Below are 17739 nucleotides of genomic sequence, written 5' to 3' on the forward strand. Positions count from 1 at the left end.
GTGCGAAAGCTTCGTGATGGCGGCGGTCAGCGTGGTCTTGCCGTGGTCGATGTGACCGATGGTGCCGATGTTGACGTGCGGCTTGTTGCGCTCGAATTTGGCCTTGCCCATAGCGTGATCTCCTGGGGCGTCCCTTTATTTCTTCTTGATGATTTCTTCGGCCAGGCTCGCGGGAACCTGCTCGTAGTGGTCGAACTGCATGGTGAACGTGGCGCGGCCCTGGGTGCGCGAGCGCAGGTCCGTGGCGTAGCCGAACATGTTCGACAAGGGCACGTGGCACTTGATCACCTGAGAACCCACGCGGGACTCCAGGTTGGAGACGCGCCCGCGCCTGCCGTTGAGGTCGCCCATGACGTCGCCCAGGTATTCGTCGGGCGTCACCACCTCGACGTTCATGATGGGCTCGAGCAGCACGGGAGTGGCCTGACGGCAGGCTTCCTTGAAGGCCTGGGAACCGCAGATGTAGAAGGCCTGCTCGGAGGAGTCCACCTCGTGGAAAGAGCCGAAGACCAGCTTGACCTGCACGTCCACCACGGGGAACCCGGCCAGCACGCCGGACTTCAAGGCGTTCTGGATGCCCTTGTCCACCGCGGGGATGTATTCCTTGGGGATCACGCCGCCCACGATGGAGTTCTCGAACTCGTAGCCGCCGTCGCCCTTGGGGCCGACTTCCAGCACCACGTGGGCGTACTGGCCGCGGCCGCCAGTCTGCTTGACGTAGCGGTTCTCGTGCTTGACGTTCTTGGTGATGGTCTCGCGATAGGCGACCTGGGGAGCGCCGACGTTGGCGTTCACGTTGAACTCGCGCATGAGGCGGTCCACGATGATCTCCAGGTGCAGTTCGCCCATGCCGGCGATGAGAGTCTGGTTGGTTTCCTCGTCGGTCTTCACGCGGAAGGAGGGGTCTTCCTTGGCGAGCTTGGCCAGGGCCTGCGACAGGATGTCGCGGTCGGTCTTGGTCTTGGGCTCGATGGCCACCTCGATGACCGGCTCGGGAATGTTGAGCGACTCCAGAACCACGCCGCCCTTTTCGTCGCAGAGGGTCTCGCCGGTGGAGGTGAGCTTCAGGCCCACGGCGGCCACGATGTCGCCCGCCAGCGCGACCTTGATGTCCTCACGCTTGTTGGCGTGCATCTTCAGCAGGCGCCCGACGCGTTCCTTCTTGCCGGTGGCGGCGTTGAGCACGAACATGCCGGTCTCGATCTTGCCCGAATAGATGCGCAGGAAGGTGAGGTGCCCGATGAACGGATCGCTCATGAGCTTGAAGGCCAGCGCGGCCAGGGGCTTGTTCGGGTCGCAGGGGCACTCGATGCGCTCTTCCTCGTTGTCCGGGTTCATGCCCACGATGGGGGGGATGTCCACGGGGGAGGGGAGGAAGTCCACCACGGCGTCAAGCAGGGGCTGCACGCCCTTGTTCTTGAAGGCGGAGCCGCAGAGCACGGGCACGATGGAGAGGTTGATGACGGCCTTGCGGATGCCGGCGCGAAGTTCCTCCGGGGAGAGCTCTTCGCCGCCCAGGTACTTCTCCATGAGGGCTTCGTCTTCCTCGGCGATGGCTTCGAGCATCTCCAGGCGCAGCATGTCGTACTGATCCTGAAGTTCGGCGGGCACGTCGACGATGTTGTATTCCTTGCCCTTGGTGGTGTCGTCGAACACGAAGGCCTTGCCGGTGATCAGGTCGACGATGCCCTTGAACTCGTCCTCGCGGCCGATGGGGATCTGCAGGGGCACGGCCTTGGCGCCGAGGCGCTGCTTGACCATGTCCACGCAGCGGAAGAAGTCGGCCCCGATGCGGTCCATCTTGTTCACGAAGCACATGCGCGGAACGCGGTAGCGCTCCGCCTGGCGCCAGACGGTCTCGGTCTGCGGTTCGACGCCGGCCACGGCGTCGAAGACGGCCACGGCCCCGTCGAGCACGCGAAGCGAGCGTTCCACCTCGATGGTGAAGTCCACGTGGCCCGGGGTGTCGATGATGTTGATCCGGTGATCGCGCCAGAAACAGGTGGTGGCGGCGGAAGTGATCGTGATGCCGCGCTCCTGCTCCTGGACCATCCAGTCCATGGTGGCCTGGCCGTCGTGGACTTCGCCGATCTTGTGCGAGACGCCGGTGTAGAAAAGAATGCGCTCGGTGGTGGTGGTCTTCCCAGCGTCAATATGGGCCATGATGCCGATATTGCGCTGGCGCTCGATGGGTACTGGTTTGGACACGTCTGGCTTCCTCTATCCTACCACCGGTAGTGGGCGAAGGCTTTGTTGGCGTCCGCCATGCGATGGGTGTCTTCGCGCTTCTTCACAGCGCCGCCGCGGTTGTTGAAGGCATCCAGCAGCTCGCCGGAAAGCCTGGCCACCATGCCCTTCTCGCCGCGCTTGCGGGCGTTGCCGATCAGCCAGCGGATGGCCAGGGTGGTCTGGCGCTCGGGGCGCACTTCCATGGGCACCTGATAGGTGGCGCCGCCGACGCGGCGGGGCTTCACTTCCATGTGCGGCTTCACGTTGGACAGGGCCTTCTCGAAGGCCTTCAAGCCTTCTTCCTGGGTCTTATCGGCCAGCTGTTCCACCGCCGTGTAGAAGACGTTCTCGGCGGTGGACTTCTTGCCGTCGAGCATGAGGCGGTTGATGAATTTCTTCACCAGCACGCTGCTGTAGACCGGATCGGGCAGGATCTGCCGCTTGGTGACGGGACCTTTGCGGGGCATGGGGCGTTACCTCAACTTATTTGGGGCGCTTGGCGCCGTACTTGGAGCGACTCTGACGACGGTCGGAGACGCCCGAGGTGTCCAGGGTGCCGCGGACGATGTGATAGCGCACGCCGGGAAGGTCCTTCACGCGGCCGCCGCGGATCATCACCACGGAGTGCTCCTGAAGGTTGTGCCCTTCGCCCGGGATGTAGCTGGTCACCTCGATGCCGTTGGTCAGGCGCACGCGCGCGACCTTGCGCAGAGCCGAGTTGGGCTTCTTGGGGGTGGTGGTGTACACGCGGGTGCACACGCCGCGGCGCTGCGGGCAGGCTTGCAGAGCCGGGGTCTTCTTGCGCTTGGTCTGCTTCACCCGCTCTTTGCTGATGAGCTGGTTGATCGTGGGCATGCTTCGCTCCGTTCGCGTTGTTGATTTGCAAGGGCGCACGGCAGTAGACAAAAATCCCGGTCCTGTCAAGCAAGCTCCGGGGAAATAGCGCCGACACTGGACTGCGCGGAGAGACCTGCCCTCCCGTTCAGTCACTGGCCGCGGAAAACCGTGCGACTCGCTGAAAGCAGGTCTTGATAGCAAGTCACGGGGCGCTTGGCAACCCCCTGACCGGAAATTTCCTCCCGGCATGCCGCAATACCTCACTTGCGCTACCGGCCATCGAAGCGGTAAGTCTTATTCTCAGACATGCTTAGGACACTATTCAATCAGCGAGAGCAGGCCGTGTCGGGATCAACCGCCGGGCTTGATCGCGGTGGCCCATACTCCACCCGGGCAGTCTGGTTGGTGGCGCTCGTGGCGGCCGTCATTCTGGCAGGGCTCACCACGCGGACGATCATGGTCGGCTACAGCACGACCTTGCACGACGCCGCCAATCACCGACACGGGCTCGTGCGCATTGCCGACGCGCAGATCTCGTCACATTTGCGCATGGTGGACAACGTGCTTCTCGAAATACGCGAGGGCGTCAAGAGCTCTCCTCATGATCTCTCCCGGCTCAACGAACGGCTCAAGGAACTCAAGGAACTTTTCCCCTTCATCTACAGCATGAGTTTCCTCGACGCGCGTGGTGTGGCCGTGCTCTCCACCAATAAGGACGCCGTAGGCCTGGACTTCTCCAGCCGGTCCTATTTTCAGGCGCTTAGCGCCGACAGCGGCGACATGTTCTACGTTTCGGAGCCCGTGATAGCCCCCCGGGACTTGACCATCCTGGTCACCTCCCGCCCGGTCCGTGCCGACGACGGATCGTTTCTTGGGCTCGTGAACATCACGCTTTTGCCTGATTTCTTTGCCCAAGCCATGGCCGTGTCCGTCTCCACTAAAGGCGGGGCAGTGCTTCTAGCAGGGAAGGACGGCATCGTGCGCATGCGCCAGCCATTTCCGGATCCGCTGATTGGAGTGAGCGTCTCCGGCCTGCCCGCCGTGGAAGCCTTCCTGTCGTCAGGCGAGAGGGTGGGCGAATTCCGCGTGGTGTCCGGATTGGACGACCGCGAACGCTTTGTATCCTGCATGGCCCTGGACTACCCCCCGAACCTTGTACTTGCCGTTTCCGAGACAACTGAGGCCGTTCTCGCCGGATGGCGGCTGGAGGCCTTCGGCAACGCGCTTTTCAGCATGGCCGGGCTTGCCCTCGTGCTGAGTCTGGCCTTTTTGGCGGCGCGCAGTCTGGACAGGTCCCATCGTGCCGAACGCGCCAGGCTCCACCAGAACGCGCTCTTCTCCACTCTTCTGCGCAACCTCCCCGTGGAGACCTGGGCTCGAGACCAGGCAGGGCGGATCATATTCCAGAGCGAATCCTGCATCAAGGTTTGGGGAGACCTGCGTGGCCTGCCATTCGATGCCGCCGGACTCCCCGAGCCCACGTTGCGCCGCTGGGAGGCCAACAACAGCCGCGCCTACGCCGGGGAGACCTTCACGGCCCAGGAGGATCAGATCCTACCCGACGGAGCGAAGCGTCAGGTCCAGACCATCCTCGGCCCCCTCACGGATGCCGACGGAAGTTCCATCGGCATTCTGGGCATCAACATCGACATCACCGAGGCCAGCCGTACCGAGGAAGCCCTGCTGCGTTCCCTGCGCGAGAAGGAGGTGATGCTGCGCGAAATCCATCACCGCGTGAAGAACAACCTCCAGATCATCCTCAGCCTTTTGAACCTGCAGGAGGAGACCGAGAGGCACGGCGACAAGCCGGAACTTCCCCGCGTGCGCGACCGCATCCTCTCCATGTCCCTAGTCCACGAGCACCTTTACCGCTCCGACGACCTCTCCTCCGTGGACATGGGCCTTTACGTGCCCGCGTTGGTGCAGCGCATCGCCAGCGCCTACCGCACATCGGAGGGGAACGTCGCCCTCACCGTGGAAGCACGGGACGTCCGCCTGACCATCGAACGCGCCATCCCGCTCGGGCTCGTGATCAACGAACTGGTGACCAACGCCTTCAAGTACGCCTTCGCCGGTGGACGGAGCGGGAGGCTGGAGGTGTCGCTCCTCCCCGCCGGGGAGGGCCTGGCCGTGCTGCTTGTGGCCGATGACGGCCCCGGCATGCCGCCCGATGCCGGGAACGGCGGTTCCCTGGGGCTCCTGCTCGTGTGCAGCCTGGCCGATCAGCTTGGCGGAGAGATGTCCATGGACTCCGCATCAGGCACGCGCTGCACCATCACCTTGCGCACGCACTGAATGCATGTTCCCTGGCCGCCGGGCCTCCCCTGCTCCACCGCTCCGATACGCCACTACGCTGCGTTATGGACGACGTATCGACAACCGATCCGTCGCGCCGGTTCCAACCTTCCGTGTGCGACCGGCGTTAGGCCTACTGAAACCGCACGTGAGATAAAAGCGCCACGCGTCGGGCTAATGGCGTGCGCGCCCACACCTTCCCTCCCCGTCTTTCCCTGGCGCCATTCCTCCGCGCCCTGCTCGCGGCGACCTCACCATGGCGCCTTGCAGTCCGCTCTTACCCAGTAACAGCTCGCTGCCAGGCCACAAAAAAGGCGGCCCCTCGCGGGGCCGCCTTGTGCTGGTCGGTCTGCCTGGGCCTACTGATCCAGGTAGGAGGCGGAGGTTTCCTCCAGGTCGTCAACGAAGCGCTCGGGGCGCTCGGGCTGGTCGGGCACCTCGATCTCGGTGTCCATGTAGCGGCGGTAACCGGTGCCGGCCGGGATGAGACGGCCCACGATGACGTTCTCCTTGAGGCCGCGCAGGTGATCTTCCTTGCCCATGAGGGAGGCTTCGGTGAGCACCTTGGTGGTCTCCTGGAAGGAGGCGGCGGAGATGAAGGAGTCCGTGGAGAGGCTGGACTGGGTGATGCCCAGCACCAGGGGTTCGGCCACGGCGGGCTTGAGGCCCTCCTGCATCACGCGGGCGTTTTCCTCCATGAACTTGGCCTTGTCCACCTGTTCGCCGATGAGGAAGTTGGTGTCGCCGGAATCGGTGACTGCAACCTTCTTGAGCATCTGGCGCACGATGATCTCGATGTGCTTGTCGTTGATGTTGACGCCCTGGAAGCGGTACACGTCCTGGATTTCTTCCACCAGGTAACGCGCAAGGACCTTCTCGCCCTTGATCTTCAGGATGTCGTGCAGTTCGGGGTTGCCCTCGGTGAGGCACTCGCCGGCTTCCACGAAGTCGCCCTCCTGGGCCGTGATGTGCTTGCCGCGCGGCACGAGGTATTCCTTGGGGTCGCCGGTCTCGGGGGTGACGATGACCTTGCGCTTGCCCTTGGTCTCGGGGCCGAAGGATACGATGCCGTCGATTTCGGAGACCACGGCGAGGTCCTTGGGCTTGCGCACCTCGAAGAGCTCGGCAACGCGGGGAAGACCGCCCACGATGTCCTTGGTCTTGGAGGATTCGCGGGGCTTGCGTGCCAGCACGTCGCCGGCCTTCACGGGTTCGCCGTCGCGGATCATGATGATGGCGCCCACGGGCAGCTGGAAGATGGCCGCCGAGTTGGTTCCCGGGCGGATCTTGGCCTGGCCGTCGTCGCCAACCACGGTGATGGTGGGGCGATAGGGCGTTGTGCGGTATTCGATGATGGTCTGGGTGGCGCGCTTGGTGGCGTCGTCCACCTTCTCCTGGTAGGTCTTGCCTTCGATGATGTCGGTGAATTTCACCACGCCTTCGACGTCGGTGACGAAGGGCTCGTTGAAGGGGTCCCATTCGGCCAGGATCTGGTCTTTCTTGATGGTCTGTCCGTCGGTGACCATGAGGCGCGCGCCCGAGGGCAGGGAGTACTTCTCGCGCTCGCGGCCCTGGTCGTCCACGATGGACACCTGGCCGGATTTGCCCAGGACGATCTGCACGCCTTCCTGGTTCTTCACCAGCTTGATGCGGTGGAGCACCGCGCGGCCGGCATGCTGGGCGGGGATGGACGATTTTTCGATTTCGCGGGCCGCCGTGCCGCCGATGTGGAAGGTGCGCATGGTCAGCTGCGTGCCTGGTTCGCCGATGGACTGCGCGGCGATGATGCCCACGGTCTCGCCCACGTTGACCAGGTGCCCGCGGGCCAGGTCGCGACCGTAGCACATGGCGCACACGCCCTGCCCGGACTGGCAGGTGAGCGTGGAGCGGATGGTCAGGTTGGGCAGGCCAAGTTCCTCGATGCGCAGGGCCCAGGTCTCGTCCACCACGGTGTTGGCGGGGATGAGCACCTCGTAGGTCTCGGGATCGAACACGTCGAACATGACCACGCGGCCCAGGGCGCGCTCGGCCAGGCGCTGCTTGATCTCGCCCGACTTCTCGTAGTGCTTGATCTCCAGGCCGTCCACGGTGCCGCAGTCGATCTCGGTGATGATCACGTCCTGCACAACGTCCACGAGGCGGCGGGTGAGGTAGCCGGAGTTGGCGGTTTTGAGCGCCGTGTCGGCCAGGCCCTTACGAGCGCCGTGGGTGGAGTTGAAGTACTGCGCCACCGAGAGGCCTTCACGGAAGTTGGACGTGATGGGCGTTTCGATGATTTCGCCGGAGGGCTTGGCCATGAGGCCGCGCATGCCCGCGAGCTGGCGCATCTGGTCGGGGTTGCCTCGCGATCCGGAGTGGGTCATCATGAAGATGGCGTTGAAGGAGGTGTTGCGCTCCTCCTTGCCGGACTTCTCGTCCACCATGAGGTCGGTGGAGATCTCCTTCATCATCTCGGAGGCCACGTCGTTGGTGGCTTTGGTCCACACGTCCACGACCTTGTTGTACTTCTCCGTGCGGGTGATGATGCCCTCGGCGTACTGCTGCTGGATTTCGTCCACCTCGTTGGTGGACTTCTCCAGGATCACGGCCTTCATGCGCGGGATGGTCAGGTCCTTCACGCCGATGGAGACGCCCGCGCGGGTGGCGTACTCGAAGCCCAGGTCTTTCAGGTGGTCGCAGAGGAGCACCGTGGCCTTGGTTCCGGCCAGGCGGTAGACCTCGCTCACCAGGCGGCCGATGGACTTCTTGTTGAGCACGGTGTTCACCAGCTCGAAGGGGGCCTCGGGGGGCAGCAGTTCGCCCACCATGATGCGTCCGGGGCTGGTGAGCACCAGCTTGCCGTCCATGCGCACCTTCACCCTGGCGTGCAGGTGCACGATGCCCGCATGGTGCGCGGTGATGCACTCCATGGGGTTCGCGAACACCTTGCCCTCGCCGGGCTGGAAGCTGCGCTCCACGGTGAGGTAGTAAAGCCCCAGCACGATGTCCTGGGAGGGCACGATGATGGGGTTGCCGTTGGCGGGCGAGAGGATGTTGTTGGTGCTCATCATGAGCACGCGGCATTCGATCTGGGCCTCCACGGAGAGGGGCACGTGCACGGCCATCTGGTCGCCGTCGAAGTCGGCGTTGTAGGCGGCGCAGACCAGGGGGTGCAGCTGGATGGCCTTGCCTTCCACAAGGGTGGGCTCGAAGGACTGGATGCCCAGCCTGTGCAGCGTGGGGGCGCGGTTGAGCATGATGGGGTATTCGCGCACCACGTCTTCCAGGATGTCCCAGACCACCAGCTCTTCGCGTTCCACCATCTTCTTGGCGGTCTTGATGGTGGTGGCCAGGCCCTTTTCTTCCAGCTTGGCGTAGATGAAGGGTTTGAAGAGCTCAAGGGCCATCTTCTTGGGCAGGCCGCACTGGTGCAGCTTCAGCTTGGGGCCCACCACGATGACGGAACGGCCCGAGTAGTCCACGCGCTTGCCCAGCAGGTTCTGACGGAAGCGGCCCTGCTTGCCCTTGATCATGTCCGAGAGGGACTTGAGCGGACGGCCGTTGGTGCCCGTGATGGCTCGGCCCCGGCGGCCGTTGTCGAACAGCGCGTCCACGGCCTCCTGAAGCATGCGCTTCTCGTTGCGGATGATGATGTCCGGCGCGCCCAGCTCCAACAGTCTTTTCAGACGGTTGTTGCGGTTGATCACGCGGCGGTAGAGGTCGTTCAGGTCCGAGGTGGCGAAGCGGCCGCCGTCCAGGGGAACCAGGGGGCGAAGCTCGGGCGGGATGACCGGAATCACTTCCATGACCATCCACTCGGGCTTGTTGTTGGACTCCAGGAACGCCTCGACGATCTTCAGGCGCTTGATGATCTTCTTCTTCTTGGTCTGGGAGCGGGTGGTGAGCGATTCCTCGCGCAGTTCTGCCCGCAGCTTGGCCAGGTCGATCTCCTCGATGAAGGAGCGGATGGCCTCCGCGCCCATGCCCACGGTGACGGCGTCCTCGCCGTAGTGGTCGATGATCTGGAGGTACTGGTCCTCGCTGATCACCTGGAGGCGCGCAAGATTGGTCTCCTTGGGGTCGATGACCACGTAGGAGTCGAAATAGAGCACTTTCTCAAGATCCACCATGGTCATGTCGAGCAGGGTGCCGATCTTGGAGGGCAGGGTCTTCAGGAACCAGATGTGGGCCACGGGAGCGGCCAGCTCGATGTGGCCCATGCGCTCGCGGCGGACCTTGGAGGCGATGACCTCCACGCCGCACTTCTCGCACACGATGCCGCGGTGCTTCATGCGCTTGTACTTGCCGCAGTTGCACTCGTAGTCCTTCACGGGGCCGAAGATCTTGGCGCAGAAGAGGCCGTCGCGCTCCGGCTTGAAGGTGCGGTAGTTGATGGTCTCGGGCTTCTTCACCTCGCCGAAGCTCCACTCGCGGATCTTCTCGGGGGAGGCGATGGATATCTTGATGGCCTTGAGCGTGCGGCTGGAGAGCTGCGTCGCCGCGGTGCCTCTCATGCTGAACAGGTCGTCCAGGGACATGGTCACCCTCGCGTGGTTGATGGGTCGTCCAGTCTTTGTATCGTGGCCGGTCCCCGGGCAAGCCCGGGGACCGGATCAATCGGCGCGTCGTCGGACCGTGCCCCCTAGCGTCGGGCGGCGGCCTTCATCTTCTTTTCGTCCTGGATGAGGTCCACGTCCAGGCCAAGGCTCATGAGCTCCTTGACCAGAACGTTGAAGGACTCGGGCAGCCCCGCTTCCAGGAAGTTGTCGCCCTTGACGATCTTCTCGTACATCTTCACGCGTCCGCCCACGTCGTCGGACTTGACGGTGAGGAACTCCTGCAGAAGGTACGAGGCGCCGTAGGCCTCCAAAGCCCAGACTTCCATTTCGCCCAGTCGCTGGCCGCCGAACTGGGCCTTGCCGCCCAACGGCTGCTGGGTGACCAGCGAGTATGGGCCCGTGGAACGGGCGTGTATCTTTTCATCCACCAGGTGGTGGAGTTTCAGCATGTACATGATGCCCACGGTGACGGAGCGGTGGAAGGCCTCGCCGGTGCGTCCGTCGTAGAGCCTGGCCTTGCCGTCCTCGGGCAGGCCGGCCTTCACGAGCCAGCCCCAGATCTCTTCCTCGGAAGCGCCGTCGAACACCGGGGTCTTGCAGACGATGCCCTGGCGCAGCTTCTTCACGGCGGCCACGAACTCGGCGTCTTCGAGCTCGTCCACCAGCTTGTCGGTGAGCGGCGACTCGAAGGTTTTCTTCACCTGTTCGCGCAGGTCCTTTACGTGGAGGCCCTGCTCCACCATGGTGGCCAGCTGGTGTCCCAGCTCCTTGGCGGCCCAGCCCAGGTGGGTCTCCATGATCTGGCCGATGTTCATGCGCGAGGGCACGCCCAGGGGGTTGAGCACGATGTCCACGGGGGAGCCGTCGGCGAAGAAGGGCATGTCCTCGGCGGGCAGGATGCAGGAGACGACGCCCTTGTTGCCGTGGCGGCCGGCCATCTTGTCGCCCACCTGGAGCTTGCGCTTCACGGCGACGTAGACCTTGACCATCTTGATCACGCCCGGTGGCAGATCGTCGCCTTCCACGGCCTTGCCGCGCTTGGACTCGTAGACATCCTTCACGAAGCGCACCTGGCGCTCGTAGGATTCCAGCAGGTCCGCGATGCGGTCGTTGATGTCCTTGGACTGGAAGAGGTTGGCCAGCTTCTTCACGGGCAGGGTGTCGAACACGTCCTGGCGGATGGGGTGTCCGGCCTCCACGAGCACTTCGCCCTTCTTCTTGCCCATGAGCGTCTGCCCGATGGATTTGCCCTGGGCGAACTCCCAGATGCGCGCGCGCATCTGGGTGGTGATGCCGTCGATGTGCTGGCCTTCCTTGATGTCGATCTTGTTGAGCTCAGCATCCTCGATCTGCTTGGTGCGGTCGTCCTTCTCGCCGGAGCGGCGGTTGAAGACGCGCACGTCGATCACCGTGCCCTCGATGCCGGGCGGCACCTTGAGGGAGGTGTTCTTCACGTCGCGGGCCTTGTCGCCGAAGATGGCGCGCAGGAGCTTCTCTTCGGGGGTGAGCTGGGTTTCGCCCTTGGGGGTGATCTTGCCCACCAGGATGTCCTCGGGCTTCACCTTGGCGCCGATGCGGATGATGCCGCAGTCGTCGAGGTTCTTGAGCATCTCCTCGCCGACGTTGGGGATGTCCCTGGTGATTTCCTCGGGGCCCAGTTTGGTGTCGCGGGCCACCACCTCGAACTCCTCGATGTGCATGGAGGTGAAGACGTCTTCCTTCACCACGCGCTCGGAGATGAGGATGGAGTCCTCGAAGTTGTAGCCGCACCAGGGCATGAAGGCGACGAGCAGGTTCTTGCCGAGGGCCAGTTCGCCGTCGCGGATGCCGGGGCCGTCGGCCAGCACGTCGCCCTTCTTCACGCGCTGGTTCACCAGCACGCGGGGCTGCTGTCCGAAGCAGGTGTTCTGGTTGGACTTGTGGAACTTGAGCAGCTCGTAAGCCTTCACGCCGCCGGTCTGGGGCGAGAGGCCGTTGTCGTAACGCACCACGATGCGCTCGGCGTCGGCGTAGTGCACCACGCCGTTCTCCTCGGCCAGCAGGCAGGATCCGGAGTCCTGGGCCACCGCGCCTTCCATGCCGGTGCCCACCAGGGGCTGGTCGCAGCGGATGAGCGGCACGGCCTGGCGCTGCATGTTGGAGCCCATGAGCGCGCGGTTGGCGTCGTCGTGCTCCAGGAAGGGAATGAGCGCGGCGGACACCGACACGATCTGGCCGGGCGACACGTCCATGAGCGTGACCGTTTCGATGGGCACGGGGAGCTGGTCGCCCTTGATGCGCCCGTTGACGAAGGGCGTCATGAAGCGGTTCTCGGGGTCGAGCGGCGTGGAGGCCGCAGCCACCACCTCGTCGATCTCCCGGGTGGCGTCCATGTAGACCACTTCGTCGGTGACCTGGCTGTCCTTGACCACCAGATAGGGGGTCTCGATGAAGCCGAAGTCGTTCACCTTGGAGTAGGTGGTCAGGGAGACGATGAGGCCGATGTTCGGGCCTTCAGGCGTCTCGATGGGGCAGATGCGGCCGTAGTGGGAGGTGTGCACGTCGCGCACCTCGAAGCCGGCGCGCTCGCGGGTGAGGCCGCCGGGGCCAAGGGCGGAGAGCCTGCGCTTGTGGGTGACCTCGGAAAGCGGGTTGGTCTGGTCCATGAACTGGGAGAGCTGGGAGGTCCCGAAGAACTCCTTGAGCACGGCCGCCACCGGCTTGGGGTTGATGAGGTCGTGGGGCATGAGCGTGGCCACTTCCTGGAGGCTCATGCGTTCCTTGATGGCGCGCTCCATGCGCACGAGGCCAATGCGGTACTGGTTTTCAACAAGCTCGCCCACGGGACGCACGCGGCGGTTGCCCAGGTGGTCGATGTCGTCGGCGGGTCCGTGCGAGTCCTTCAGGAAGATCAGGTGTTTGATCGCCTTGAGGATATCGTCGTTGGAGAGCGTGCGGAAATCGAGCGGCTGATCGACCTTAAGGCGCGAGTTGAGCTTGTAGCGGCCCACGGGCGAGAGGTCGTAGTAATCCGGATTGCGGAAGAGGTTTTCAAAGAAGTTGGCCGCGATCTCCGGGGTCGGGGGCGAGCTGGGGCGCAGACGGCGGTAGATCTCCACCTGGGCGGCGGTGATGTCGGCGGTCTTGTCCAGCAGGAGGGTGTCGCGCAGGGAGCTGGAGACGTCCATGCCCTTGGTGAACAAGGTGGGGATGGAATCCACGCCCAGGTCGCGCAGGCGTTCGATGAGCGCGGGCGTCAGTTCGTCGCCGGGCTCGCAGACCACTTCGCCGGTGTTGGGGTCGGCGAAGTCCTTGGCCACGAAGAGGCCTTCAAGCGAGGCGGGATCGACGGGGATGCGGTCGATGCCCGCTTCCTGGATGAGCCTCCAGGCGCGCTTGGTGATAGGCTTGTCCACGCCGGCGATGACCTTGCCGTCCGTGCCGGGGATGTCCGCCCAGGCCTTCTCCTTGCGGTAGAAGTGGGGCTGCACCTCGCGGAACACGCGGTCGCCCTGGAAGAAGTAGTGCTCGATGTCGTAAAAATAGGTAAGGATATCGGTCTTGGACATCCCCATGGCTTTCAGGAGGATGGTGGCCGGCATCTTCCTGCGACGGTCGATGCGGACGTAGAGGATGTCCTTGTGGTCGAAATCGAAGTCGAGCCACGATCCGCGCATGGGAATCACGCGGCAGGAATAGAGCACCTTGCGGGAGGTGTGGGTCTTGCCGGAGTCGTGCTCGAAAATGATGCCGGGCGAGCGCTGGAGCTGGTTGACGATGACGCGCTCGGTGCCGTTGATGATGAAGGTTCCCTTCTCGGTCATCAGGGGGACGGTGCCGAAGTAGATCACCTGTTCCTTGATGTCGCGGATGGTGCGGTTTTCGGTCTCTTCGTCCACGTCGTAGACCACGAGGCGAACTTTGATGCGCAGTGGGGCTTCCAGGGTGAGGCCCTTGGAAATGCATTCGGGAACGTCGTATTTGGGTTCCCCGATCTCATAGTTGACGTATTCGAGGCTGGCGGTCTTGTTGAAGTCCTCGATGGGGAATACGGAGCGGAAAACGCCTTCCAGGCCGGCGTCGGCGCGGGAGGCGGGCGGAACGTCGCGCTGCAGGAAAAGCTCGTAGGAATCGACCTGCAGGTTGAGGAGGTGGGGGATGGTGACGGAGTCGTCGACCTTGCCGAAACTCTTGGTCAGCTGGGCCATTGTTCCCTCGAAGAGAAGTGGTGTTGAGCCGCCGGACAGGCCGGACGGCCTTCACGGTATTCCGGGGCGTTCCCGGTCTGGCCTGGGCCTCGATGCCCTATATATTTAACCTGCCGAAATCATTAGGGATTGACAGGATTGCAAACGAAAGCGCGAAAGAGCGCACTCCCCCCTTGCGGGGGGTGCGCTCTTTCGGGTCGATGTGTTGTCTTGCAACAATCTACTTAATTTCGCAAGTGGCGCCGGCCTCTTCAAGCTGCTTCTTGGCGTCTTCGGCGTCGGCCTTGGACACGGCTTCCTTCAGGGTGGAGGGCAGGGTGTCGACCTTGTCCTTGGCTTCCTTCAGGCCCAGGCCGGTGAGGGCGCGCACGACCTTGATCACGTTGATCTTGTTGGCGCCGGAGCCGGTGAGGATCACGTCGAACTCGGTCTTCTCTTCCACTTCGGCGGCGGCATCGGCGCCGGGCATGGCCATCATGGGCATGGCGGCCATGGGGGCGGCGGCGGACACGCCGAACTTCTCCTCGAGCTCCTTGATGAACTGGGAGAGCTCAAGAACGGTCATATTGGCGATGAAATCGACAACCTGCTCTTTGGTCACGTCGGACATTGCGTCTTCTCCTTCAGGGCGCTTTGGCTTAAGCGGCTTCTTTTTTGTCTTTGAGGGCCGTGAGCACGTTCAACACGCCACGCATCACGTTGGCCAGGACGGACACGAAGTTCGTGGGCACGGCGTTCATGGTCCCGAGCACCTGGGCCAGCAGCTGAGGCTTGCTGGGCAGCATGGAAAGGGCCTTGAGTCCGGCCTCGTCGATCACCTGGCCCTGCAGGCTGGCGAATCGGACGGAGAACTTCTTGTTGGTTTTGGCGTAGTCGACAAGGGCCTTGGCGCAGGCGACAGGGTCGTCGTAGCCGAATGCCACGGCGCACTGCTCCTTGAACCGTTCCTTGATCGAGTCATGCGGGCTGCCGGTCAACGCGATCCGGGCCAGGGTGTTCTTGACTACCTGGAAATCAACCCCCGCTTCGCGGAGCTTGACTCTCAGGCCAGTCACCTCTTCCACCGTCAGGCCCTTGAAATCGGTGACCACGGCAATGCTCGCGCGACCAGCCCGATCCTTGATTTTCTCAATGATCTCGGCTTTTTCTTCGCGAGTTTGCAAGGTCTGCCTCCTCCAGGGTTATAGGGTGGAAGCAAGCCAAAGCGGCATGCCTCGGCGGGCTATTAAGGGGCCAAACCCCACCCGCTGTCATTGACTTACTTCCGGGTAAACTCTAGCCTTCGAGAAACTTCTTCACCGTGGTGGTGTCGATCTTGAAGCCGGGGCCCATGGTGGTGGCTACAGCCATGGACTTCAGATAGGTGCCTTTGGCCGCGCTGGGCTTCAGGCGGATCACGGTGTCGAGCAGCGCCTTGAAGTTCTCGAGAATCTTGTCGGCACCGAAGCTCTTCTTGCCCAGGGGGGCGTGGAGCACGCCGGCCTTGTCCACGCGGAATTCCACGCGTCCGGCCTTGAGCTCCTTCACGGCGTCGGTGACGTTCATGGTCACGGTGCCGGTCTTGGCGTTGGGCATCAGGCCGCGGGGGCCGAGCACGCGGCCGATCTTGCCGACCAGGGCCATCATGTCCGGGGTGGCGACGGCCTTGTCGAAGTCGAGCATGCCGCCCTGGATCTGCTCCACCAGGTCTTCGGCGCCCACGATGTCGGCACCGGCGGCCTTGGCCTCGGCGACCTTGTCGCCCTTGCAGAAGACGGCCACGCGGATGGTCTTGCCCAGGCCGTGCGGCAGGGTGACGGCGCCGCGCACCATCTGGTCGGAGTATTTGGGATCGACGCCGAGGCAGACGGCCACGTCCACGGTTTCGTCGAACTTGGCGGGGCCGGCCTCGATCGCCTTCTTGACGGCGTCGGAGAGGTCGAACTTCAGGGTCTGGTCGACGCCTTCGACGGCGGCGCGGTATTTCTTTCCGTGCTTGGGCATGGCGGTATTCCTTTTTAGCTCACGACGTCCAGACCCATGCTGCGGGCCGTTCCCATGATGGTGTTCATGGCGGCGTCCAGGTCCTTGGCGGTCATGTCCTGCATCTTGAGCTTGGCGATCTCCTCGACCTGGGCGCGAGTCACCTTGCCGACCTTGTTCTTGTTGGGCTCGCCGGAGCCCTTCTCCACCTTGGCGGCCTTGACCAGCAGCACCGAGGCCGGGGGGGTCTTGGTGATGAAGGTGAAGGAGCGGTCGGCGTAGACCGTGATGACCACGGGGATGGTCATGCCGATCTGGTCCTGCGTCTTGGCGTTGTACGCCTTGCAGAACTCCATGATGTTCACGCCGTGCTGGCCCAGGGCGGGGCCGACCGGGGGCGAGGGGTTGGCCTTGCCGGCCGGCAGCTGCAGCTTGATTTTGGCGACTTCTTTCTTGGCCATGGTCGTGTCGTCCTTTGATCGGGAGGCGGACCGGGAGGCCCGCTAGTTTTTGGTCACCTGCACGAAGTCGAGCTCGACGGGGGTCTGGCGGCCGAAAATGGACACGGAGACCTTGAGCTTGCCCTTGTCGTAGTTCACGTCCTCCACGAGGGCGTTGAACCCGCCGAACGGCCCGTCGATGACCCGGACCTCGTCGCCGCGGTCGAAATTGAACTTGGGACGCGGCTGCTCCTGACGGCTTTCCATCATGGAGAGCACGCGCAGGGCTTCGGAGTCGCGCATGGGCGTCGGGCGGTTCTTGCCCCCGACAAACCCGGTGACCCTGGGAATTTCTTGGACCAAGTGCCAGGACTTGTCGTGCATGGCCATCTTGATCATCACGTAGCCGGGGTAGAACTTCCTGGTAGAGGTCCGCTTCTCGCCCTTGACCAGTTCAATCACCTTCTCGGTAGGCACGACCACCTCTTCGATGGCCCCCTCGTCCTGCCCCGTACGCATCATTTCGCGAATGGTCTGCTCCACCCTGTTCTCGAAACCGGAATAGGTGTGGACGATGTACCAACGCGCCTTGGATTCGTCGGGCGCAGGGATGTCGAGCGTGTTCTCGGTCATGACAAGATGTACTCGATCAGTTTGGAAAGCCCAAGATCGACGATGCCCAGAAAGAGGGTCATCACGACCACCAGGACAAGCACTGCCACGGAGGTGGTGATGGTCTCCCGCTTCGTGGGCCAGGTGACCTTCTTGATCTCCACCTTGGACAGTTCGAGGAATTCCTTGAACTCCTCGACTTTGCCCGTCACCGAAGACGCGGCGGAGGTTTCATTCTCCGCCGCATCGCCGGTTTTCGCCTTTTTTGCGGCCATTTGCGCCTACCGGGAAAGATGGCAGGGCAGGAGGGATTCGAACCCACAACCCTCGGATTTGGAGTCCGATGCTCTGCCGTTGGAGCTACTGCCCTGCGTTATACGGCCCGACTATTTAGCCTCGCGGTGCACGGTGTGTTTCTTGTCCCAGGGACAATACTTTTTCACCTCGAGCCGTCCGGTCGTATTCTTCTTGTTCTTTTCCGTCGCGTAGTTCTTGCGCTTGCACTCGGTGCACTGCAAGATGATGTTCAGGCGCATTGTCCTACTCCATGATCTCGGTCACGACACCGGCGCCGACGGTACGGCCGCCTTCGCGGATGGCGAAGCGCAGGCCGGTCTCCATGGCGATGGGGGCGATCAG

The 17739-nt window shown here is 63.3% G+C and carries 15 protein-coding genes and 1 tRNA gene; 1 reads left to right on the forward strand and 15 read right to left on the reverse strand.

From position 1 onward, the window contains the following. From NNJEOMEG_RS19970 to rpsL, 4 genes are all read right to left on the reverse strand, one after another. On the reverse strand, positions 1-111 hold a 111-nt coding region (locus tag NNJEOMEG_RS19970; protein WP_173085674.1), incomplete at its 3' end, for a GTP-binding protein. Between the two features lie 24 nt (positions 112-135). Next, positions 136-2208, reverse strand: a complete 2073-nt coding sequence (gene fusA / locus NNJEOMEG_RS19975) for an elongation factor G (RefSeq protein WP_173087243.1) — start codon at positions 2206-2208, stop codon at positions 136-138. A gap of 17 nt (positions 2209-2225) precedes the next feature. Then, entirely contained in the window at positions 2226-2696 is a 471-nt protein-coding gene (gene rpsG, locus NNJEOMEG_RS19980) for a 30S ribosomal protein S7 (RefSeq protein ID WP_173087244.1), read from the reverse strand. Positions 2697-2712: 16 nt separating this feature from the next. Continuing rightward, positions 2713-3084: a 30S ribosomal protein S12 gene (gene rpsL / locus NNJEOMEG_RS19985; protein ID WP_173087245.1), complete on the reverse strand. Its 372-nt coding sequence runs from the start codon at positions 3082-3084 to the stop codon at positions 2713-2715. A 396-nt stretch (positions 3085-3480) separates the two neighbouring features. On the opposite strand from rpsL, the gene NNJEOMEG_RS19990 reads away from it, so the two are divergent. Continuing rightward, on the forward strand, positions 3481-5361 hold the full coding sequence (locus NNJEOMEG_RS19990) for a sensor histidine kinase (RefSeq protein ID WP_173087246.1): 1881 nt from the start codon (positions 3481-3483) through the stop codon (positions 5359-5361). A 359-nt stretch (positions 5362-5720) separates the two neighbouring features. Here the strand turns inward: NNJEOMEG_RS19990 and rpoC are convergent, their stop codons facing one another. From rpoC to NNJEOMEG_RS20045, 11 genes are all read right to left on the reverse strand, one after another. Beyond that, positions 5721-9854, reverse strand: coding sequence for a DNA-directed RNA polymerase subunit beta' (rpoC, locus tag NNJEOMEG_RS19995; protein ID WP_443093416.1), 4134 nt, complete (start codon positions 9852-9854; stop codon positions 5721-5723). Between the two features lie 128 nt (positions 9855-9982). Then, the gene (rpoB, locus tag NNJEOMEG_RS20000) at positions 9983-14086 is read right to left on the reverse strand and encodes a DNA-directed RNA polymerase subunit beta (RefSeq protein WP_173087248.1); all 4104 of its coding nucleotides are present in this window, start codon (positions 14084-14086) and stop codon (positions 9983-9985) included. Between the two features lie 220 nt (positions 14087-14306). Next, entirely contained in the window at positions 14307-14696 is a 390-nt protein-coding gene (rplL, locus tag NNJEOMEG_RS20005) for a 50S ribosomal protein L7/L12 (protein ID WP_173087249.1), read from the reverse strand. Between the two features lie 28 nt (positions 14697-14724). After that, positions 14725-15249: a 50S ribosomal protein L10 gene (rplJ, locus tag NNJEOMEG_RS20010; protein WP_173087250.1), complete on the reverse strand. Its 525-nt coding sequence runs from the start codon at positions 15247-15249 to the stop codon at positions 14725-14727. A 112-nt stretch (positions 15250-15361) separates the two neighbouring features. Beyond that, a complete protein-coding gene (gene rplA, locus NNJEOMEG_RS20015) occupies positions 15362-16069 on the reverse strand; it encodes a 50S ribosomal protein L1 (protein ID WP_173087251.1) in 708 nt (235 codons plus the stop codon). Between the two features lie 14 nt (positions 16070-16083). Next, the gene (rplK, locus tag NNJEOMEG_RS20020; RefSeq protein ID WP_173087252.1) at positions 16084-16509 is read right to left on the reverse strand and encodes a 50S ribosomal protein L11; all 426 of its coding nucleotides are present in this window, start codon (positions 16507-16509) and stop codon (positions 16084-16086) included. Between the two features lie 42 nt (positions 16510-16551). After that, positions 16552-17121, reverse strand: a complete 570-nt coding sequence (gene nusG / locus NNJEOMEG_RS20025) for a transcription termination/antitermination protein NusG (RefSeq protein ID WP_173087253.1) — start codon at positions 17119-17121, stop codon at positions 16552-16554. Then, positions 17118-17375 (reverse strand): preprotein translocase subunit SecE, encoded by a 258-nt coding sequence (gene secE / locus NNJEOMEG_RS20030; protein ID WP_173087254.1) that lies wholly within the window; start codon positions 17373-17375, stop codon positions 17118-17120. The genes nusG and secE overlap by 4 nt, the downstream gene beginning before the upstream one ends. A gap of 19 nt (positions 17376-17394) precedes the next feature. Then, positions 17395-17470, reverse strand: a tRNA-Trp gene (locus tag NNJEOMEG_RS20035). A 16-nt stretch (positions 17471-17486) separates the two neighbouring features. After that, positions 17487-17636 carry a 50S ribosomal protein L33 gene (rpmG, locus tag NNJEOMEG_RS20040; RefSeq protein ID WP_173087255.1) on the reverse strand — a complete coding sequence of 50 codons (150 nt, stop codon included), beginning with the start codon at positions 17634-17636 and terminating at the stop codon, positions 17487-17489. Positions 17637-17640: 4 nt separating this feature from the next. Next, positions 17641-17739 (reverse strand): EF-Tu C-terminal domain-related protein (locus tag NNJEOMEG_RS20045; RefSeq protein WP_173086772.1); only part of this gene is annotated, 99 nt, incomplete at its 5' end.

This window comes from Fundidesulfovibrio magnetotacticus (assembly GCF_013019105.1).
Classification (GTDB): Bacteria; Desulfobacterota; Desulfovibrionia; order Desulfovibrionales; family Desulfovibrionaceae; genus Fundidesulfovibrio; species Fundidesulfovibrio magnetotacticus.